We start from the raw sequence: 17,097 nt of genomic DNA on the forward strand, positions 1-17,097 counted from the left end.
CTCACTGTGCGGTCTCGTAGGCACCGGTGTGTCGCGCACGAAACCGCACAGTGGCGGCATGAACCTCAGTCGATGACGACCGATTCCTTGCGCTCGGTGATCGGGCGGGCGCACTCCTGCTCGTCGCAGATCCGTTGCAGCTTCTCCAGGGTCTCGTCGAGCCCGGGGCCGACGCGCTTGCCGGCCGTGAAGGTGGCCGGCAGATGCCGCATGCCCTGGATGACACCGATGGTGTCGTAGTGCACCGCGCCGGCGGGATCACAACGGTAGTCCGGCATCCGGTCGAGTACTGCGAGCATCATCGATCGGAACACCGCACGGGCGACGTGCGAACCGATGCAGCGGTGCACGCCCAGGCCGAAGCTGAAGTGCCGGTTGCCCTTCCGGTCCATGATGAGCCGGTTGGGGTCATCGAACACCGACGGGTCGCGGTTGGCCATCGCCCACGACAGCCACAGTCGCTCCCCCTCTTTGACCTGCACCCCGGCCACTTCGACGTCCTCGGAGAAGGTGCGACCGTCACCGGGGGCCGGCGTGAAGTACCGCAGGAACTCCTCGGTGGCGTGGTTGAACAATTTGTCCCGCTCGCGACTGAGCCGCTCCCGTTCATCCGGGTGCTCGCCGAGCCACTCCAGGCTGTGGGCGGTCAGCGCGGTGGTGGTGTCGAAGCCACCTCCGATCACCACGCCCACCATCGAGAGCCCGTCGAGGTCGGGAATCGGTTCGCCGTTGCGCTTGGCCTGGGCCAGAGCGTTGACGATTCCAGGCCGCGGATTCTGTTTGACCTCAAAGTAGTTGGTCGCCAGATCCAAGCCCATCTGCCGGTGCATCTCGGCGACGCGAACCGAGTCCGGGTCGTTCTCGGGGGTGTACACCGCGGCGTGCACCGGTTCGCAGTAGATCGTCCAATTCTTCAGCGGGATGCCGAGGATCGCCAGCGTGAAGACGGCCGGAACGACATTAGCCAAGTCATCGACGAAGTCGATGTGGCCGTCCTCGATCTTCTCGTTGATCGCGGCACGGGTGATCTCGTCGATAAGGGGTATCCACCGTTTGATGGCGGCCGGTGACATGTACGGGTTCAGCAGGTCGCGGTAGAACTGCTGTTCCTCGCCGTCCATTTCGAGCACGCCACCCCGGTTCTGGGCGCGCTTCGCGGGAGGGATGGAGATGCCCTTGTAGCCGCGACGCTCGTTGTTGATGTCGTGGTCGTTGGAGACGTGCGGGCATCGGGCCAGCTCGAAAACCTCCGCGGCGCCGGCCGCCACCCAATGGCCGTCGTAGGTGTCGGTCCAGGCCATCGGACACTTGGCCTGCATCTCATCGGTGATGTCCAGGAACCGGTCACGGTATTCCGGCGCGTGGCGGTCGAAATGGTAGTAGCGCTGCTTTTTCTGCTCGTTCACTGCGCGGTCCAATCCGGTTGCCCCGCACCGGTTGCAACCTGGCCGGTGGAGTCCTTTCCGTCGACGAAGATCGCGCGTTCGGGACACGACCGCATGGCCTCGATCACCACTTCCTCTTGTCCGGCCACGACGTCCTCACTGACTGCCGTGGAGTGACCGTCGATGTCGTCGAGGTCGAAGGAATCCGGCGCGATCATCTTGCACAGGCCGTGGCCCTGACAGCGCTCCGGGTCAACCCAAACTTTCATGCTGCTCCTATCGAACGTGCCGATCTCCGTGCTTCACGTCCTCAGACGTGGTAGTCGTACCACTTCAGGTATCCGCCGGCGTCGACCCGCAACTGCATGCCGGTGACGTACCGGGCCTCTTCGGAGGCGAGCCAGAGCACCGCGTTAGAGATGTCTTCGGGCTCGATGAACGGAACCTTCATCGCCTGCTGCACATAGAACACCGGCTCGGCGTCGGCACGCGTCGGGTGCTCCAGGTCCGGGCGGAAGGAGCGGTACATCGGCTCGCTCTGCAGCATGTCGGTGTTGCAGTTCGTCGGATGGATGACGTTGGCGCGGATGCCGCGTACCGCCAGTTCGGTAGCCAGGTCGTGAACATACTGAGCGATAAGGCGTTTGGAGGTCATATAGGCCATGCCGCCCGGGTCGTTTCCGGGATTGGCCTTCTGGTGGGCGTCCATCAGCGCCGCCGCCGAGGAGGTGGCGATGATCGACGCGCCCTCACCCAGGTGGGGCAGGGCGACCTGAATGCCGTTGATGGTGCCGACCAGGTTGGTGTTGATGACATCGATCCAAGCCTGCAGCGGAGGGTTGCCCTTCATGCCTGCGACCCCGGCCTGCGCGACGACGATGTCGAGCTTGCCGAATTCGGCGAGCCCGGCGTCCAGTGCGGTCTTCAGCGCCGCCGCGTCGCGGACATCGGCCTGCGCGGTGACGATGCCGCGGCCGGTCTTCTCGACCAGCTTGGCGGTCTCCTCGAGGTCCTCCGGCCGCGCCATCGGGTAGCCGATCGTCTCGATGTCCCGGCACAGGTCGACCGCGATGATGTCCGCGCCTTCCTCGGCCAGCCGCAATGCGTGGCTGCGCCCCTGCCCGCGGGCTGCCCCGGTGATAAATGCGACCTTTCCGGCAACGCGTCCCACAGTTGTTCCTTTCGTTTGCCCGGTTGGGGTGTGGCGAGTGTTAGGTGTTGCGACCGCCGTTGACGCCCAGGATCTGGCCGGTGATGTAGTCGGCCTCATCGGAAGTCAGGAAGGCGCACGCCGCCGCGATGTCTTCGGGTTTACCCATCCGGCGCACCGGGGTCCGGGCGATGTTGTCGTCGATATCGCCGAGGAAGCCGTGACTCGCGGCGTTGCGCAGCATCGGGGTGTCGATGAAACCCGGCGGCACTGCGTTGACCGTGATCCCCTTCGGCCCGTACTCCAGCGCCAGCGTCTTGGTGAGCCCGTTGACGGCGGATTTGGCCGCGACATAGTGCGCCATATAGGGAGTGCCGGAGTGCGTGCTGGACGACGAGATGTTGACGATGCGGCCCCAGCCGGCCTCCACCATGTCGGGCAGCACCGCCTGGATGGTGTGAAAGACGCCGTTGAGGTTGATGTCGATGATCTGTTGCCAGTCCTCGAAGCTGATGTGGTGAAACTTCTTGAAGCCGTCGCGGCCCGCGGCGTTGACCAGGATGGTGACCGGCCCCAACTGATTCCGGATCTCGGCCAGCGCGACGTCGACCTGTGCGCGATCGGTCACATCGGCGGGGAAGGCAAGCTCTTGGTCGCCCGGTTTGAGATCGATGATCGCCACGCGGCGGCCGTCGGCGCGTAACCGGTCGACGATCGCCGCGCCGATTCCCGAGGCGCCCCCGGTCACGACTGCGGTCCGCACGAGGCCCGTCTCGCTCACAAAGAATCTCCCTTCCCAAGTGCGAGAATCGTACTCTCGTACAAGTGTTTCTGGCAAGGCTCGAGCGAACCCGCTCCCAGCAGCGAAAATGCTGGACCGACGGCAATTCGTTCGGCTGAAGCGGGTCGCGGAGGCCATTCAGTGGCCGCTTGAATTCTCGCGTTTGAGATGTATGATTCGCCGCACATGAGAATGTAGTTACCTGGGCGGGAGGCTTGGATGGGTTCGCAGGACACGGCGGCGGGTTCCGGCGGTGCGGAGGCCGCTGAGCAGGCGGCCGCCCGGCAACTGCTGATCGACGGCAAGCTGGTGGGAGCGGACCGGACCTACCCGTCGCTGAACCCCGCCACCGGAGAAATCCTGGGTTATGCCCCCGAGGCCAGCGTCGAGCAGGCCACCGCCGCAGTCGCGGCGGCGCGGCGGGCATTCGACACCGGCGACTGGGCCACCGACGTCGCGCTGCGGGTCCGCTGCCTGGATCAGCTGCACCAGGCGCTGGTCGATCACCGCGACGAACTGGCCGAGCTCACCATCGCCGAGGTCGGCGCCACCCCGGCGCTGACCCAGGGCGCGCAGTTGGACCAGCCGATCGCGATCGTGCGCTACTACGCCGATCTGCTCAAGGACTACCCCCTGACCGAGGACCTCGGCAACATCGAGAGCCGCGGCATGCTGCACCACCGGTGGGTGGAGAAGGAGGCTGCCGGCGTCGTCGGCGCGATCATCGCCTACAACTACCCCAACCAGCTGGCCCTGGCCAAGCTGGCTCCCGCGCTGGCCGCCGGGTGCACGGTGGTGCTCAAAGCCGCTCCGGACACCCCGCTGATCACACTGGCGCTCGGTGAGCTGATCGCCGACCACACCGATATCCCGCCCGGGGTGGTCAATGTGCTCAGTTCGTCGGACCCCGCGGTCGGTGCGGTGCTGACCACCGATCCCAACGTCGACATGGTCACCTTCACCGGCTCCACCCCGACCGGGCGAGCGATCATGGCCGCCGCCAGCGAGACGCTCAAACGGGTCTTTTTGGAGCTGGGTGGCAAGTCCGCGGCGATCGTGCTCGACGACGCCGACTTCAACATGGCCGCGGTGTTCGCCTCGTTCTCGATGGTCACCCACGCCGGCCAGGGCTGCGCGCTGACCTCACGGCTACTGGTACCCAACAGTCGTCACGACGAGATCGTCGAGTTGATCCAGACCAACTTCTCCCACGTGCGCTACGGCGACCCGAATGACCCGAAGACCTACATGGGCCCGCTGATCAGTGCCAAGCAGCGCGACAAGGTCGACGGCATGGTGCAGCGCGCGGTGGCCGCCGGGGCCACCCTTGTGACCGGCGGCGAAAAGGTCGATCCCGGCTTCTTCTACACCCCCACGCTGCTCACCAACGTCGACCCGGACAGCGAGATCGCCCAGGAAGAGGTCTTCGGGCCGGTGCTGACGGTGATCGGCTACGACGATGACGACGACGCGGTGCGGATCGCCAACAACTCGATCTACGGGCTGTCCGGCGCGATCTTCGGCGACCAGGAGAGGGCGCTGGCCATGGCCCGGCGGATCCGGACCGGAACGTTCTCCATCAACGGCGGCAACTACTTCAGCCCGGACGCCCCGTTCGGGGGGTACAAGCAATCCGGCATCGGCCGGGAGATGGGCGTGGCGGGGCTGGAGGAATTCCTGGAGAGCAAGACCTTCGCCACGCCCGTGGGAGCGGCCGGATGAGGCCGCTGGAGGGCATCCGGGTGCTGGAGGTCGCGATGTACGGCTTCGTCCCGTCGGCCGGCGCGGTACTGGCCGAGTGGGGCGCTGAGGTCATCAAGGTCGAGCACGCGGTGACCGGAGACCCGCAACGCGGGCTGCGGCAGACCGGCCAACTCAAGGTCGAGGGCGACCCGAATCCCAACATCGAGCACGCCAACCGGGGCAAGCGCAGTATCGGCCTGGACATGTCGGTACCGGAAGGCCGGGAGGTGCTCTACGAGTTGGCCCGCCGCGCCGATGTTTTTCTGACGAGTTTCCTTCCCGCTCACCGGCGCAAGTTCGGCATCGACGTCGACGACATCCGGGCGATCAACCCGAAGGTCGTCTATGCGCGCGGAAGTGCGCTGGGGCCGCGCGGTGCCGAAGCGGAAAAGGGCGGCTATGACATGACGGCGTTCTGGTGTCGTGCCGGCACCGCGGCCACCATCACCCCGCCCGGCACCGAGGGCATGATCGCACCGCCCGGGCCCGCCTACGGCGACACCATCTCCGGCACCAACCTGGCCGGTGGGATCGCGGCGGCGTTGCTGAAGCGGGAGCGCACCGGCCAGCCGTCGGTCGTCGACGTCTCGCTGCTGGGCAGCGGACTATGGGCGATGGGCCACACCGTGGCGCTCACCCGCCACCTGGGTCAGCGGCTGGAGGCGCCCGTGCCGGGTGTGCACGGTTCACCGGTCAACCCGCTGACCGGCCTGTACGCCACCTCCGACGGCCGCTACATCTCGTTCGTGATGATGCAGCCGACGAAGTTCTGGGCCGACGTGTGCCGCCACATGGATCTCGAGGACCTCATCGACGACCCACGGTTCGCCACCGCGGAGGACATCGCGAACAACACCGCGACGGCCGTAGAGCTGTTGTCAGCCGCGATGGCCAAGCGCCCCCTGACCGAGTGGACCGAACGCTTCGCGACGCTGTCCGGACCGTGGGCGCCGGTCCAGGACACCCTGCAGGCGGCCCAGGACGCGCAGATCCGCGCCAACGACTACATCGTGCAGGCCGGCGAACTCGAGTTGGTCGCCAACCCGGTCCAGTTCGACGTCACGGCGCCTGACACCGGGCCGGCTCCTGGTTTCGCCGAGCAGACCGATGAGATCCTGACCGGTCTGGGCCTGGACTGGGACCGGATCATCGAGCTGAAGACCGTCGGCGCGGTCACCTGAGAAGGCCGGGATCGCGATGCCGCACGTAGCTTCGATTGGCACCTACCTGCCATGCTGGGCAAACCCCCGCCGGCGGGCAGGTGGCGGCGAGGTTGAGTTGACCGCGAAGCGCAAAGGCCGCCCGTACTGTGCCACCGGTGTGGCACAGTGCGTAGAACGCTTCGAGCAGGTGCGCGGTATGGCGGTCAATCAGGTCGATGGCGCCCGGATTGGCTTGGCGCACAACATCGGGGGGCTGACTGCGGTGTCAGCGGTCACCATCGTGGAAGGGGGCGGCGGCGATGGCTCACGTTGACGTCCGGGTGGCGGCGGGGTAATGGTTCTCGGGGCGACCGCAGATCCACCGTTGGGACGGGAAGTCGACGATCAGGACCAGCGGCGCTCAACCGCGGGCCGACCCCGGCCCGGCGGTCAGCGGCATGAGCAGCCCCCCTACCTGCGGCCACTGGTCGGGCTGGTGACCGTGGCGACGATCGCGGCTCTCGTTTGGCTGCCGATCGCGCTGTTTCGTGGCGGCTTCACCCGTACGGTGCCGGTGACGGTGCTGTCCCAGCGAGCCGGTCTGGTGATGTACCCCGACGCCAAGGTCAAGCTGCGCGGCGTTCAGGTGGGCAAGGTCGGGGCCATCGATCCGCTGCCGGACGGCACCGCGGCTCTGCGGCTGGAGATGCAACCGGACCAACTGCGGTTGATTCCGGCCAACGTCAGCGCCAGGATCGCCTCCACGACGGTGTTCGGGGCCAAATCCGTCGAGCTGGTGGCGCCGCCGGACCCGGAGGCGACCAGATTGCACGCCGGTCAGGTGCTGGCCGGCGAACACGTCACCGTCGAGATCAACACGGTGTTCCAGCAACTCGTCCGGGTCTTGGACAAGATCGACCCGAAGAAGCTGAACGAAACGCTGAGCGCGGTCTCGACGGCGTTCAACGGTCGCGGGCACAAGATCGGGCAGGCGCTCACCGACTTCGACAAGCTGCTGGCCGAGATGGAGCCCAGCCTGAACACGCTCGAACATGAAGCCGCCACGATGCCGCCGGTGTTCCGGTCTTACGCCGATGCGGCGCCGGATCTCACCGCTGCGCTCAACGCCACCACCACCATGAGCGAGAGCATCGTGACCGAGCGCGAGAGCCTGGACACCTTCTTGCTCAGTGCGATCGGTCTTGCCGACACCGGCAACGAGGTGCTGGGCGACAACCGGCAGGTCCTGACCGACCTGACGCATGTGCTGGAGCCCACTGCTGCGCTGCTGGACAAATATCATGAGGAACTCGGCTGTTCGATCGGCGGCTTGGTGCCCTTCGCCAATTCGCCGCCGTTCGACGTCCCCGGCATCATCATCACCGCCAGCTTCACGTTGGCCAAGGAACGCTACCGTTACCCCGACCACCTACCGAAGGTGGCGGCCCGCTCCGACCGCTCCTACTGCACGGAACTGGGTCTGCCCGACGTGCCGCCGGAATACCGGGTGCCCGCGCTGATCGCCGATACCGGAGCCAACCCGTACGAATACGGCAACCAAGGCATCCTGCTCAACTCCGATGGCCTCAAGCAGGCGCTGTTCGGACCGATCGGCGGGCCGCCGCGCAACAGCGCCCAGGTGGGGATGCCGGGATGACACGCGCCTTGGGGCCCCTGGTCAAGTTCGGTATCTACGCCGCGGTGATGGTGCTGGCGACGATATTTCTGTTCGCGATCTTCGCCGAGGTCCGCACCGGTCCGACGGTGGGCTACCAGGCGGTGTTCTCCGACGCCTCCCGGCTGAAATCCGGGGACAGCGTGCGGGTGGCCGGCGTCCGCGTCGGCACGGTGGGAGGCGTGTCCCTACGCAAAGACGGCACGGTGCTGGTGAAATTCCAGGCCGACCGCAACATTTCGCTCACCACCGGGACGCAGGCCTCGGTGCGCTACTTGAATCTGGTCGGCGACCGCTACCTGGAACTGACGGACGGACCGGGCTCGACCCGGCTGTTGCCGGCCGGCTCGGAGATCCCACTGGAGCGGACCGCGCCCGCACTGGATCTGGACCTGTTGCTCAACGGCCTCAAGCCGGTGATCCGCGGACTGAACCCCACCGACGTCAACTCGCTGACCGCCTCGCTGATCCAGATCATGCAGGGCCAAGGCGGCACCATCGACTCACTGATGTCTCGGACGTCGTCGTTCTCGAACTCCCTGGCCGACAACAACCAGGTGATCGAGTCCCTGATCGACCAATTGCGCACCACGCTGGCCACCCTGTCCAACGGCGACAAGCGATTTTCCGGAGCGATCGATCGACTGGGCAAGCTGGTCGCCGGCTTGGCGGCCGACCGCGACCCGATCGGGACCGCGGTGTCGGCCCTGGACCGCGGCACCGCATCGCTGGCGGATCTGCTCGGCAATGCGCGGGATCCGTTGACCAACACCATCACTCAGGTTGATCGGTTGACCACCGCCATCAACGCCGACCTGGCCGGCCTGGACATGTCGTTGCAGAAGGCGCCGGAGAACTACCGCAAGGCCATCCGGCTCGGCGCTTACGGCGGATTCATCCAGTACTACCTCTGCGCTGTCCAGATCCGGGTCAGCGATACCCAGGGCCGTACCGCGGTGTTCCCCTGGATCAAAGCGGAGGAGGGGCGATGCAGCGACACCGACTGAGCGGTGTGCTGCCCACCGCCGCGCCGGTACGGCGGGGGGCGCGCCGATGCTGAAATACCGCGGCAGCCAGCTGAGCAGGATGGGCCTGATCGGCATTGTGGTCGTAGCGTTCGTTGTCGCGATCGGGCTGCAGCCCGAGCAACTGATCCAGTGGGCCACCTGCGTGCGTTACCAAGCCCGGTTCGCCGAAGCCGGTGGGCTGAGCACCGGTGCCGACGTCACGCTGTCGGGGATCAAGGTCGGCTCGGTCACCGATGTCGCACTCGACAACGGCGACGCCCTGGTGACGTTCACTCTGGCCGGTAAATATCCGCTCGGCTCGCAGACCACCGCGCACATCCGCACCGGGTCGTTGCTCGGCGAGCGGGTACTGACGGTGGAGCCGGCGGGCAGCGGCAAGCTGCGCCCGCTGGAGGTCATCCCGCTCACCCGCACCTCGTCGCCGTATTCGTTGACCGACGTGGTCGGCGAGCTCACCTCCAACACCGCGGGTACCGACACCGAGTCGCTGAACCGGTCGCTGGACACCCTTTCGGACACCATCGACCAGATCGCTCCGCAGCTGGGACCGACGTTCGACGGCCTGAGCAGACTGTCCCGTGCGGTGAACAGCCGGAACGAAGGCCTTGCCGACCTGCTGAAGTCGGCCGCCGAGCTCACCGGTGTGCTCTCCGAACGCGGCCAGCAGATCAACTCGCTGATCCTGGACGTCGACAGTCTCGTCGACGTACTCAACACCCGGCGGCAGGCGATCGTCAACCTGCTGGCCAGCACGTCGGCAGTGTCGCGGCAGCTTTCCGAACTCGTCGCCCAGAACAACGAACAGCTCAAACCGACGCTGGCGAAGATCATCGAGTTGAACAAGATCCTGGAGAAGAACCGGGACAACCTCGCCAAAGCGCTGCCAGGTCTGGCGAAATACGAACTCACTCAAGGCGAGACGGTGTCCAACGGGGCCTACTACAGCGCCTATGTTCCAAACCTGTTCCTGCCGCAGCTGCTCCAGCCGTTCCTCGACTACATCTTCGGCTTCCGGCGCGGCGTCGACGCCGGACAGCCGCCGGACAATGCCGGGCCGCGTGCCGAACTGCCGTTCCCGATCAATGGGATCCCGCAACCAGGAGATCTGCCGCCCCGATGAAGAGTCGTAGACCACTGCAGATCGCGGCGGCCGCCCTGGCGGCGCTGCTGCTACTGGCGGGCGCGGGCCTCCTGATCCGCCAGACCGTACTGAAACCGACCCGGATCACCGCGTACTTCTCCACCGCAACCGCGATCTATCCCGGTGACGAGGTCCGGGTCGCCGGGGTGAAGGTCGGCACCATCGACCGCATCGAACCGCAGGGCACCCAGGCCAAGCTCACTATGCGCGTCGACCGCAAGGTGCCGATTCCGGCCGAGGCGAAAGCTGTCATCGTCGCACCCAACCTGGTGGCGGCGCGGTTCGTCCAACTGACCCCCGCCTACCATCGCGGCGACGGACCGAGGATGGCTGACGGCGCGGTGATCCCGCGCGAGCACACCGCGGTCCCGGTCGAGTGGGACGAGGTCAAGACCCAATTGAACCGGCTTGCCGCCGAATTGGGTCCGCGCAGCGGTGTTTCGGGAACGTCGGCGTCGCGCTTCATCGACAGCGCGGCCAATGCGATGGACGGCAACGGCGCCAAACTGCGCGAGACGCTGAAGCAGCTCTCCGGCGTGGCCCGGATCTTCGCCGAGGGCAGCGGCAACATCGTCGATATCATCTCGGGTCTGCAGACCTTTGTGACCGCGCTGCGCGACAGTGACCAGCAGATCGTGGTGTTCGAGTCGCGGCTCGCCACCCTGACCAGTGTGGTCAACGACAGTCGATCCAACTTGGATGCGGCTCTCACCGACTTCGCCGGCGCGATCGACACGGTGCGGGAGTTCGTGGCGGGGAGCCGCGCCGAAACCGCCGAGGCGCTGCGGGGCGTGGCCACTGTCAGCCAGACGCTGGTCGATTCGAAGAATGCGATCCGCAATATCCTGCACATCACCCCGAACGCGATCGCCAACACACTCAATATGTACAACGTGACCAGCGGAACCCCGGTGGGCTCGTTCGCTTTTGCCAACTTCAGCAACCCGGTTCAGGCGATCTGCACGATGACCGGCGCGGTCGGCAACGTGACGTCGACGGAGACCGGCAAGCTGTGCGAGCAGTACCTCGGGCCGGCCATGCGGCTGCTGAATTTCAACGGGCTCCCGTTGCCGATATCCCCGTATCTGACCAAGGCAGCCAGCCCGGAGAAGTTGATCTACACCGACCCTGCGTTGATGCCGCACGCCGAGCATCCGGGAAACCTGCCGGAACAGCAGCCGTCGATCTCGGCCTACACCGGGCTGCATGGCGATGTCCCCCCACCGCCGGGCTGGACGGATCCGTTGCAACCACGGGGTTCCTACGTACCGGACGGGCTGCCCGCCGCAGCGACACCGCCGCTGATTCCCGGAGCACCGCTGCCCAGCCCGACCACCTTCGACGGGATGCTGCTGCCCGGCCCGCCGCCTCCGGGCCCGCCGCCTGGATTGCCTGGTCCGTTGCCGGCGGAAGGGACACCCTCGCCATGATCAGTCTTCGTTCTCTGCGGCGCAGCGCGGCGGTCGCGGCTTTGATCGCCGTCACCACGACCGGCTGCGCCTTCGGCGGGCTGAACTCGGTGGCGTTGCCCGGTGTCCAGGGCCGCGGGTCCGGGGCGCAGCATTTCACCGTGCAGCTGGCCAATGTCGGGACACTGGAATCCAATTCGCCGGTACTGCTCTCCGACGTGGTGATCGGCAGCGTCGGCAAGATGACCGTCAGCAACTGGCACGCCAACGTCGACATCGCGGTCAACCCCGGCGTCGAGGTGCCGGCGAATGCGGTGGCGACCGTCGGGCAGACCAGCCTGCTCGGTTCCATGCACCTGGCGCTCAATCCCCCGATCGGGCAGGAGCCGACGGGACGCCTGAGGTCGGGGGCCACCATCCCTCTGAGCGACTCCTCAACCTACCCGTCCACCGAGCAGACCCTGTCGTCGCTGGCGGTGTTGGTCAACGGGGGCGGACTCGGTCAGATCGGTGACATCATCCACAACTTCAGCGCCTCCATGGCGGGGCGGGAGAGCGACATCCGCGACCTGATCGTCCGGCTGGACCACTTCACCGGTGCACTGGACCGGCAACGCAACAACATCGTCGAGGCCATCGAAGAGATGAACCGGACGGCCACGATCTTCGCCGGGCAGCGCGACACCATCCGCCGCGCGCTGGACAAGATTCCTCCGGCCATCGACGTCTTGATCAAAGAGCGTCCCAAGTTCGTCACCGCGATGACCAAGCTGGGCCAGTTCGGCGACCTGTCGGCCGGCCTGGTCAACGACTCCGGGCACCAACTGGTCTCCGATCTCATCCACATCGAACCGGCGTTGCGTTCGCTGGCCGATATCGGTCCGGAACTCAACTCGGCAGTGGCCTACGCCTCGGCCTTCCCGTACGGGCCCAATGCGATCGAGCGCGCCGTGCGGGGCGACTTCTTGAACCTGTTCGCAGTCTTCGACCTCACCAAACCCCGACTCAAGCGGGCCATGTTCGCCGGTACGCAGTGGGGCGACGAAGACGCGAAACTCGTTCCCGCGCCCGGTGACCCGTGGTACTTGAACTATTCCTACGACCCGCTGCAAGAACCGATTCTGCGGTCGTCGAGCCAGGACTTACCGCCGGGGGCGGTTGGCTCGGGAGGCGGTGGCTAGATGCTGACACGCTTCGTGCGGATTCAGCTGATCCTGTTCCTGGTGGCTTCGGTGATCGGCGTCGGGGCCATGCTCTTCGGCTACATGCAGGTGCCGACTCTGCTCGGAATCGGCCGGGTCACGGTCAAGCTGGACCTGCCGGAGACCGGCGGGCTCTACCGGTTCTCCAACGTCACCTACAACGGCGTGCAGATCGGCACAGTGACCAAGGTGGAGCTGACGCCCAACGGTGTGCGCGCCACGTTGTCGTTGGATCGCTCACCTAAGGTGCCTGCCGATCTGGTGGCTGCGGTGCGCAGCGTGTCAGCCATCGGCGAGCAGTACGTCGACCTGCTGCCGCGCAGCGACGGCGGCCCGTACCTGCACAACGGATCGGTGATCGCGGCGGCGGACACCCAAGTCCCCCAACAGGTCGGTCCGATGCTCGATCAGGTCAGTGCGTTGGTCGACTCGATTCCCAAGGATCAACTCGGCAATCTGCTCGACGAGACCTTCCAGGCTTTCGACGGCGCCGGTTACGACTTCCAATCACTGCTGGATTCGGCGACCACCATCAGCGGTGACGCCAACCGGGTCTCGGACAAGGTGCGCAAGCTGGTCGATGACGGTGCGCCGCTGCTGGACTCCCAGGAGAAAAGCACCGATGCGATCCGGACCTGGGCGCGCAGCGTGGCCGGGATCTCCGAACAGGTCGCCGCCAACGACCCGCAGGTGCGGGCCATCCTGCAACGCGGACCCGGGTTCGCCGACGAAGTGTCGGGTCTGATGCAGGATCTCAAGCCCACGCTGCCTATTCTGCTGGCGAACCTGAACACCCTCGGGCAGGTGCTGATGGTCTATAACCCGTCGTTGGAGCAGTTGATGGTGCTGCTGCCCGGGTACATTGCGGCCCAGCAGTCGTTCGGTCTGCCCAAGAACAACCCGACCGGTCTGCCGCAGGGCGACTTCACCCTTACCTTCGGTGACCCCAACCCGTGCACCGTGGGGTTCCTGCCGCCGTCGTCGTGGCGTTCTCCGGCCGATACCACCACCATCGACACCCCCGACGGTTTGTACTGCAAACTGCCGCAGGATTCACCGGTATCGGTGCGCGGCGCTCGCAACTTCCCGTGTATCGAGCATCCGGGCAAGCGCGCGCCGACCGTCGAACTCTGCGACGACCCGAAGGGATTCGTTCCGATCGCGATGCGTCAGCATCTCACCGGCCCCGGAGCGTTCGACCCGAACCTGCTCAAGCAGGGCATCCCGGTTGATGACCGGGTCGACTTCAGCGACCGGCTCTTCGCTCCCGTCGGGGGTACCCCGCTGCCGCCGTGGGCCACGCCGTCGGGGACATCACCGGATGCCCCCCGGCCCGAGGTGCCGGCGCCGCCACCGCCGTTCGCCGGGCACGACGGGAGTGCTGAACAGCGGCCACCGGTGGCGGTGCTGCCCTATGACCCGAACACGGGCAGGTACATGACCCCCGACGGGCGCTACGAGCAGCAGACGAACCTGGTGCCCGGTTCCGGGCCCAAGACGTGGACCGACCTGATGCCGTCCTAGCAGAAGGAGGACATACCATGCGCGTACGTGAATTGGCCGTCGTCGCAGCGGCGTTCGGGATTGTTGTCGGAAATGCCCCGGCGCCGCCGGCGCAAGCTGCCCTGGGCTTCGAACTCAACGGCCCCTACCGAGTCATCTCGAAGGGGGACTGGGCCAAGACCAACGAGGTCTTCATGGACGAGGCCACCGTCTCCTCGGTGTGGACGTTCAGTTCCAGTTGCGAGAACGCGCACGTCTGCACCGGCCAGGTGAGCAGCGATCAGGGCTGGACCGCGCCGTTGGAATTCCGCACCTCGCGGTGGATCGTCGACCGCTTCCACGAGAACTGGCAGACCTGCCCGGACGGCACCACCTCGCCGGGCCGGCAGCGCTACCAGTTCCAGGGCAGCGACCTCAACGGCCAGTACGACAAACGCAACATCGACCTGCTGGTCGGCTACGACAGAACGATCGGTGTCTCGGGTGCATGTGGACGCAACCAGCCCACGGTGATCACCATGCCGCTGAGCGTACAGCGGCTGTAGGGATAGGGAAGAGACGATGCAGACCACTCGCATAACGCTGGTGCTCGCCGCCGCTGTGCTCGCAGGGGGCGCGGTCGCCGCGGCAGCGCCGTCGACTGCCGATCCGTACGTGCCGATGTGCGACGTTCCGGCGTGCACACCCGGAATCGCGCCGGATGTCGTGCTGGGTGCGCCGTGCTCCAACACCACCTACTTCGTCTTCGGGTCCGCTGTCGCGGGGCCCTCGACCCTGCCGGGCAGGCTGGTCTACTGCGCGTCGCCGCGCCGCTACGAGCCCCGCTGGTTCCGCTCCCCGGAGATGCACGGCGTCAAGGAGGAGAACAGTAAATGCGACGAATATTCCGGCGAGGTAGCGCAGGCCCCCGACGGGCTTTTCTTGACCTGTGTCGCCGACGGCGAGTCCCGGTGGCGTCGCGGAGACCTTTAGCCGCACAACAATCCTGGCACGTTGAGGGAGTTCGCCCATGATACGAACCGCTGTCGGCGCAGCGATCGGCGCGCTGGCCGCTGCGTCCATCGCCACCGTCGTGGCACCGACCGCCGCGGCCGAGATGCGCTACGGCAATTACGAGGTGCTGACCAACCGGTGGACCGACGCCACGTGGGTATGGGCGGCCTACCCCTGCGAGACCATGGGCAAGTTTGACGACCTACCGGCCGGATGTGTTCAGGTGAGCGCGATCGACCGACCGCACTTCTTCGGCCGCGGATACTACGGCGGCACCGCCAAACTGGTAGACGGTCAGTACTCGTTCACCTCGGATTACCCCAACGGTCTCACCTGCCCGTTCGGCCCATCGATGCCGACCCGCGACACCTACACCTGGGATGCCAACACGCTGGCCGGCGTCGTCGAATCACATTTCGAGGTGGGTTGTATGAATGGTCCGGGCGGGGTGAACACCTGGACGTTCGCGCTGGTCCGCATGTAGCCGGCTAGATCGGATCGAACGAGGAGATCAGCCAGCGGCCGCCGTGCTTCTCCAAGCCGACCTTGACGCTGCTCATCGAGTAGGAGCCGTCGGGGTTGGTCTTGCTGATCGTGGTCTGGTTGAGGTAGATCAGCACTTCGGCGAAGCCGGGACGCAACGAGACGATGCCCTTGCGCACCACTGCGGCGATCGTCTGCACTTCCTTCTCTTTGACCGCCGGGGTGACGACTTTCTGGGTGAAATCGGTGTAATGCGAAAGGAAATCACCGGTGAGGTGGCTCTCGGCAGCGGCGAAATCCTGCTCCATCGTCTTCGGCGCGTAGGTCAACACGGCGACCGCGCCGTCGGCGGCAGCCGCCATCACGGCCTGCTCGGCCGCGGGTCCGAGTTGCTGATCTGCCCGGAGCACACCAAAGTACAGCCAGCCGGCTAAAGCTGCCGATGCCGCGAACAGAACGGCGAGCGTGGCGGCGACCCAGCGCGACGTCGAGACCGTCGGGCCGGCTTGGGATTGCTCGGCAGGAGACACTTCCGCCGGCGGCTCGACAGGTTCTGGGGCCTCGTCGGCCTCGGTGGTCACGGACTCGTCCTCGACCGCTTCGGGTGTCACGTCGTCCCCGTCGGGTTCGCTCATGCCGCGAAGTCCACCTTCGACATCTTGACCTGGTCGCCCTCGCGGGCCAGGTGCACCGTCAGGCGCCAACTGCGGGGTTCCTCTTTGGCTCCGGCGGTATTGGTGACCTTGGTGGTGGCCGCCACCAGCACCACCGCCTCGTTGTCTGACATCGACTCCACGCCCGCGACCGCCGTGTCGATAGTGGTGACGGTTTTGGACTCGCGGGCCACCTTCGTGAAGTCGCCGGCATGGGCTTCGAAGTCCTTCTTGAATTCACCGGTCGAGTTGTCCAGGATCGCCTTGACGTCGTCGTCGACGGTCTCGTAGTTCAACGACATCAGCGTCACCACGCCCTGCCGAGCGGCTGCGGCGTACTCGCCCAATTGATGCTGGCGCTGTGCGACATCGCGGTGGTGGGACACCACCAGCACATCAACGGCGAGGAACCCGCCGATGGCGAGCACGGCCAGTGTCGCCGCCACCCACCGCAGTCGTCTCCAGATGCCGATGGACTTGCGTGGCTGCTCAGCCGGTTCCTCGACGGCACCCTCGTCGACGCCGGAGTCCGGCTCGGCAGCCTCGGACGCCTTGACGTCCGGTGCGGTTTCCAGCTCGACCGTTCGGGTGGATTCCGGCTCGGACCCCTGCTGCGCCTTGAGCAGCTCCGCGCGGGCGCGGGCCAACTCCGCTGCCGCCTCGGCGGCTTTCGCCTCGGCTTCCGCCAGCGTCAGCGCATCCTTCGAGGCGCCCTTGGCGGCGTGCTTTCCGCGGCCGTCCGGTTTCGCCGGATCACGCGACGGCATACGCCCTCCTGTCCGATGTCCCATCCAGCTCCCACGAGGTCA

General features: G+C 66.2%; 16 protein-coding genes and 2 pseudogenes. 12 read left to right on the forward strand and 6 right to left on the reverse strand.

The annotated features are described in order from the left end of the window. Positions 1 to 65: 65 nt before the first annotated feature. The 4 genes and pseudogenes from BST28_RS09175 to BST28_RS09190 all read right to left on the reverse strand — a co-directional run bounded on the left by BST28_RS09175 (position 66) and on the right by BST28_RS09190 (position 3,298). Entirely contained in the window at positions 66 to 1,406 is a 1,341-nt protein-coding gene (locus tag BST28_RS09175; protein ID WP_019735754.1) for a cytochrome P450, read from the reverse strand. 62 nt (positions 1,407 to 1,468) lie between these two features. Then, positions 1,469 to 1,654: pseudogene (locus BST28_RS09180) on the reverse strand (ferredoxin); the annotation flags it as partial. A gap of 41 nt (positions 1,655 to 1,695) precedes the next feature. After that, positions 1,696 to 2,556 (reverse strand): mycofactocin-coupled SDR family oxidoreductase, encoded by an 861-nt coding sequence (locus BST28_RS09185; RefSeq protein WP_019735752.1) that lies wholly within the window; start codon positions 2,554 to 2,556, stop codon positions 1,696 to 1,698. Positions 2,557 to 2,596: 40 nt separating this feature from the next. Continuing rightward, the gene (locus BST28_RS09190) at positions 2,597 to 3,298 is read right to left on the reverse strand and encodes an SDR family NAD(P)-dependent oxidoreductase (RefSeq protein WP_029248924.1); all 702 of its coding nucleotides are present in this window, start codon (positions 3,296 to 3,298) and stop codon (positions 2,597 to 2,599) included. Between the two features lie 237 nt (positions 3,299 to 3,535). Here BST28_RS09190 and BST28_RS09195 point away from each other — a divergent pair, with 237 nt between their 5' ends. The 12 genes and pseudogenes from BST28_RS09195 (at position 3,536) to BST28_RS09250 (ending at position 15,636) form a co-directional block, all read left to right on the forward strand. After that, positions 3,536 to 5,038 carry an aldehyde dehydrogenase family protein gene (locus BST28_RS09195; RefSeq protein WP_019735750.1) on the forward strand — a complete coding sequence of 501 codons (1,503 nt, stop codon included), beginning with the start codon at positions 3,536 to 3,538 and terminating at the stop codon, positions 5,036 to 5,038. Next, positions 5,035 to 6,240 carry a CaiB/BaiF CoA transferase family protein gene (locus tag BST28_RS09200; RefSeq protein WP_019735749.1) on the forward strand — a complete coding sequence of 402 codons (1,206 nt, stop codon included), beginning with the start codon at positions 5,035 to 5,037 and terminating at the stop codon, positions 6,238 to 6,240. Before BST28_RS09195 ends, BST28_RS09200 begins: the two co-directional genes overlap by 4 nt. Positions 6,241 to 6,265: 25 nt before the next feature. Then, positions 6,266 to 6,535, forward strand: a pseudogene (locus BST28_RS09205) (thiolase C-terminal domain-containing protein); the annotation flags it as partial. A gap of 21 nt (positions 6,536 to 6,556) precedes the next feature. Beyond that, entirely contained in the window at positions 6,557 to 7,858 is a 1,302-nt protein-coding gene (locus tag BST28_RS09210; RefSeq protein ID WP_019735747.1) for an MCE family protein, read from the forward strand. Then, on the forward strand, positions 7,855 to 8,883 hold the full coding sequence (locus BST28_RS09215; protein ID WP_019735746.1) for an MCE family protein: 1,029 nt from the start codon (positions 7,855 to 7,857) through the stop codon (positions 8,881 to 8,883). The genes BST28_RS09210 and BST28_RS09215 overlap by 4 nt, the downstream gene beginning before the upstream one ends. Positions 8,884 to 8,929: 46 nt before the next feature. Next, on the forward strand, positions 8,930 to 10,024 hold the full coding sequence (locus BST28_RS09220; protein ID WP_019735745.1) for an MCE family protein: 1,095 nt from the start codon (positions 8,930 to 8,932) through the stop codon (positions 10,022 to 10,024). Then, a complete protein-coding gene (locus BST28_RS09225) occupies positions 10,021 to 11,475 on the forward strand; it encodes an MCE family protein (protein ID WP_019735744.1) in 1,455 nt (484 codons plus the stop codon). Before BST28_RS09220 ends, BST28_RS09225 begins: the two co-directional genes overlap by 4 nt. Then, complete coding sequence (locus BST28_RS09230; RefSeq protein ID WP_019735743.1) at positions 11,472 to 12,635, forward strand: MCE family protein; 1,164 nt, start codon at positions 11,472 to 11,474, stop codon at positions 12,633 to 12,635. Before BST28_RS09225 ends, BST28_RS09230 begins: the two co-directional genes overlap by 4 nt. After that, positions 12,636 to 14,180: an MCE family protein gene (locus BST28_RS09235; protein WP_019735742.1), complete on the forward strand. Its 1,545-nt coding sequence runs from the start codon at positions 12,636 to 12,638 to the stop codon at positions 14,178 to 14,180. A 17-nt stretch (positions 14,181 to 14,197) separates the two neighbouring features. After that, positions 14,198 to 14,704 carry an Rv2253/PknI dimerization domain-containing protein gene (locus BST28_RS09240; RefSeq protein ID WP_019735741.1) on the forward strand — a complete coding sequence of 169 codons (507 nt, stop codon included), beginning with the start codon at positions 14,198 to 14,200 and terminating at the stop codon, positions 14,702 to 14,704. A gap of 16 nt (positions 14,705 to 14,720) precedes the next feature. Continuing rightward, positions 14,721 to 15,131 (forward strand): hypothetical protein, encoded by a 411-nt coding sequence (locus tag BST28_RS09245; protein ID WP_020425464.1) that lies wholly within the window; start codon positions 14,721 to 14,723, stop codon positions 15,129 to 15,131. Positions 15,132 to 15,168: 37 nt separating this feature from the next. After that, positions 15,169 to 15,636 (forward strand): hypothetical protein, encoded by a 468-nt coding sequence (locus BST28_RS09250; RefSeq protein WP_019735739.1) that lies wholly within the window; start codon positions 15,169 to 15,171, stop codon positions 15,634 to 15,636. Between the two features lie 4 nt (positions 15,637 to 15,640). Here the strand turns inward: BST28_RS09250 and BST28_RS09255 are convergent, their stop codons facing one another. Both BST28_RS09255 and BST28_RS09260 read right to left on the reverse strand, forming a co-directional pair. Beyond that, the gene (locus BST28_RS09255; RefSeq protein ID WP_019735738.1) at positions 15,641 to 16,270 is read right to left on the reverse strand and encodes a hypothetical protein; all 630 of its coding nucleotides are present in this window, start codon (positions 16,268 to 16,270) and stop codon (positions 15,641 to 15,643) included. Beyond that, entirely contained in the window at positions 16,267 to 17,055 is a 789-nt protein-coding gene (locus BST28_RS09260) for an Rv1363c family protein (RefSeq protein WP_019735737.1), read from the reverse strand. The genes BST28_RS09255 and BST28_RS09260 overlap by 4 nt, the downstream gene beginning before the upstream one ends. Positions 17,056 to 17,097: the final 42 nt, after the last annotated feature.

The sequence above is a fragment of the Mycolicibacter kumamotonensis genome, assembly GCF_002086285.1.
Classification (GTDB): domain Bacteria; phylum Actinomycetota; class Actinomycetes; order Mycobacteriales; family Mycobacteriaceae; genus Mycobacterium; species Mycobacterium kumamotonense.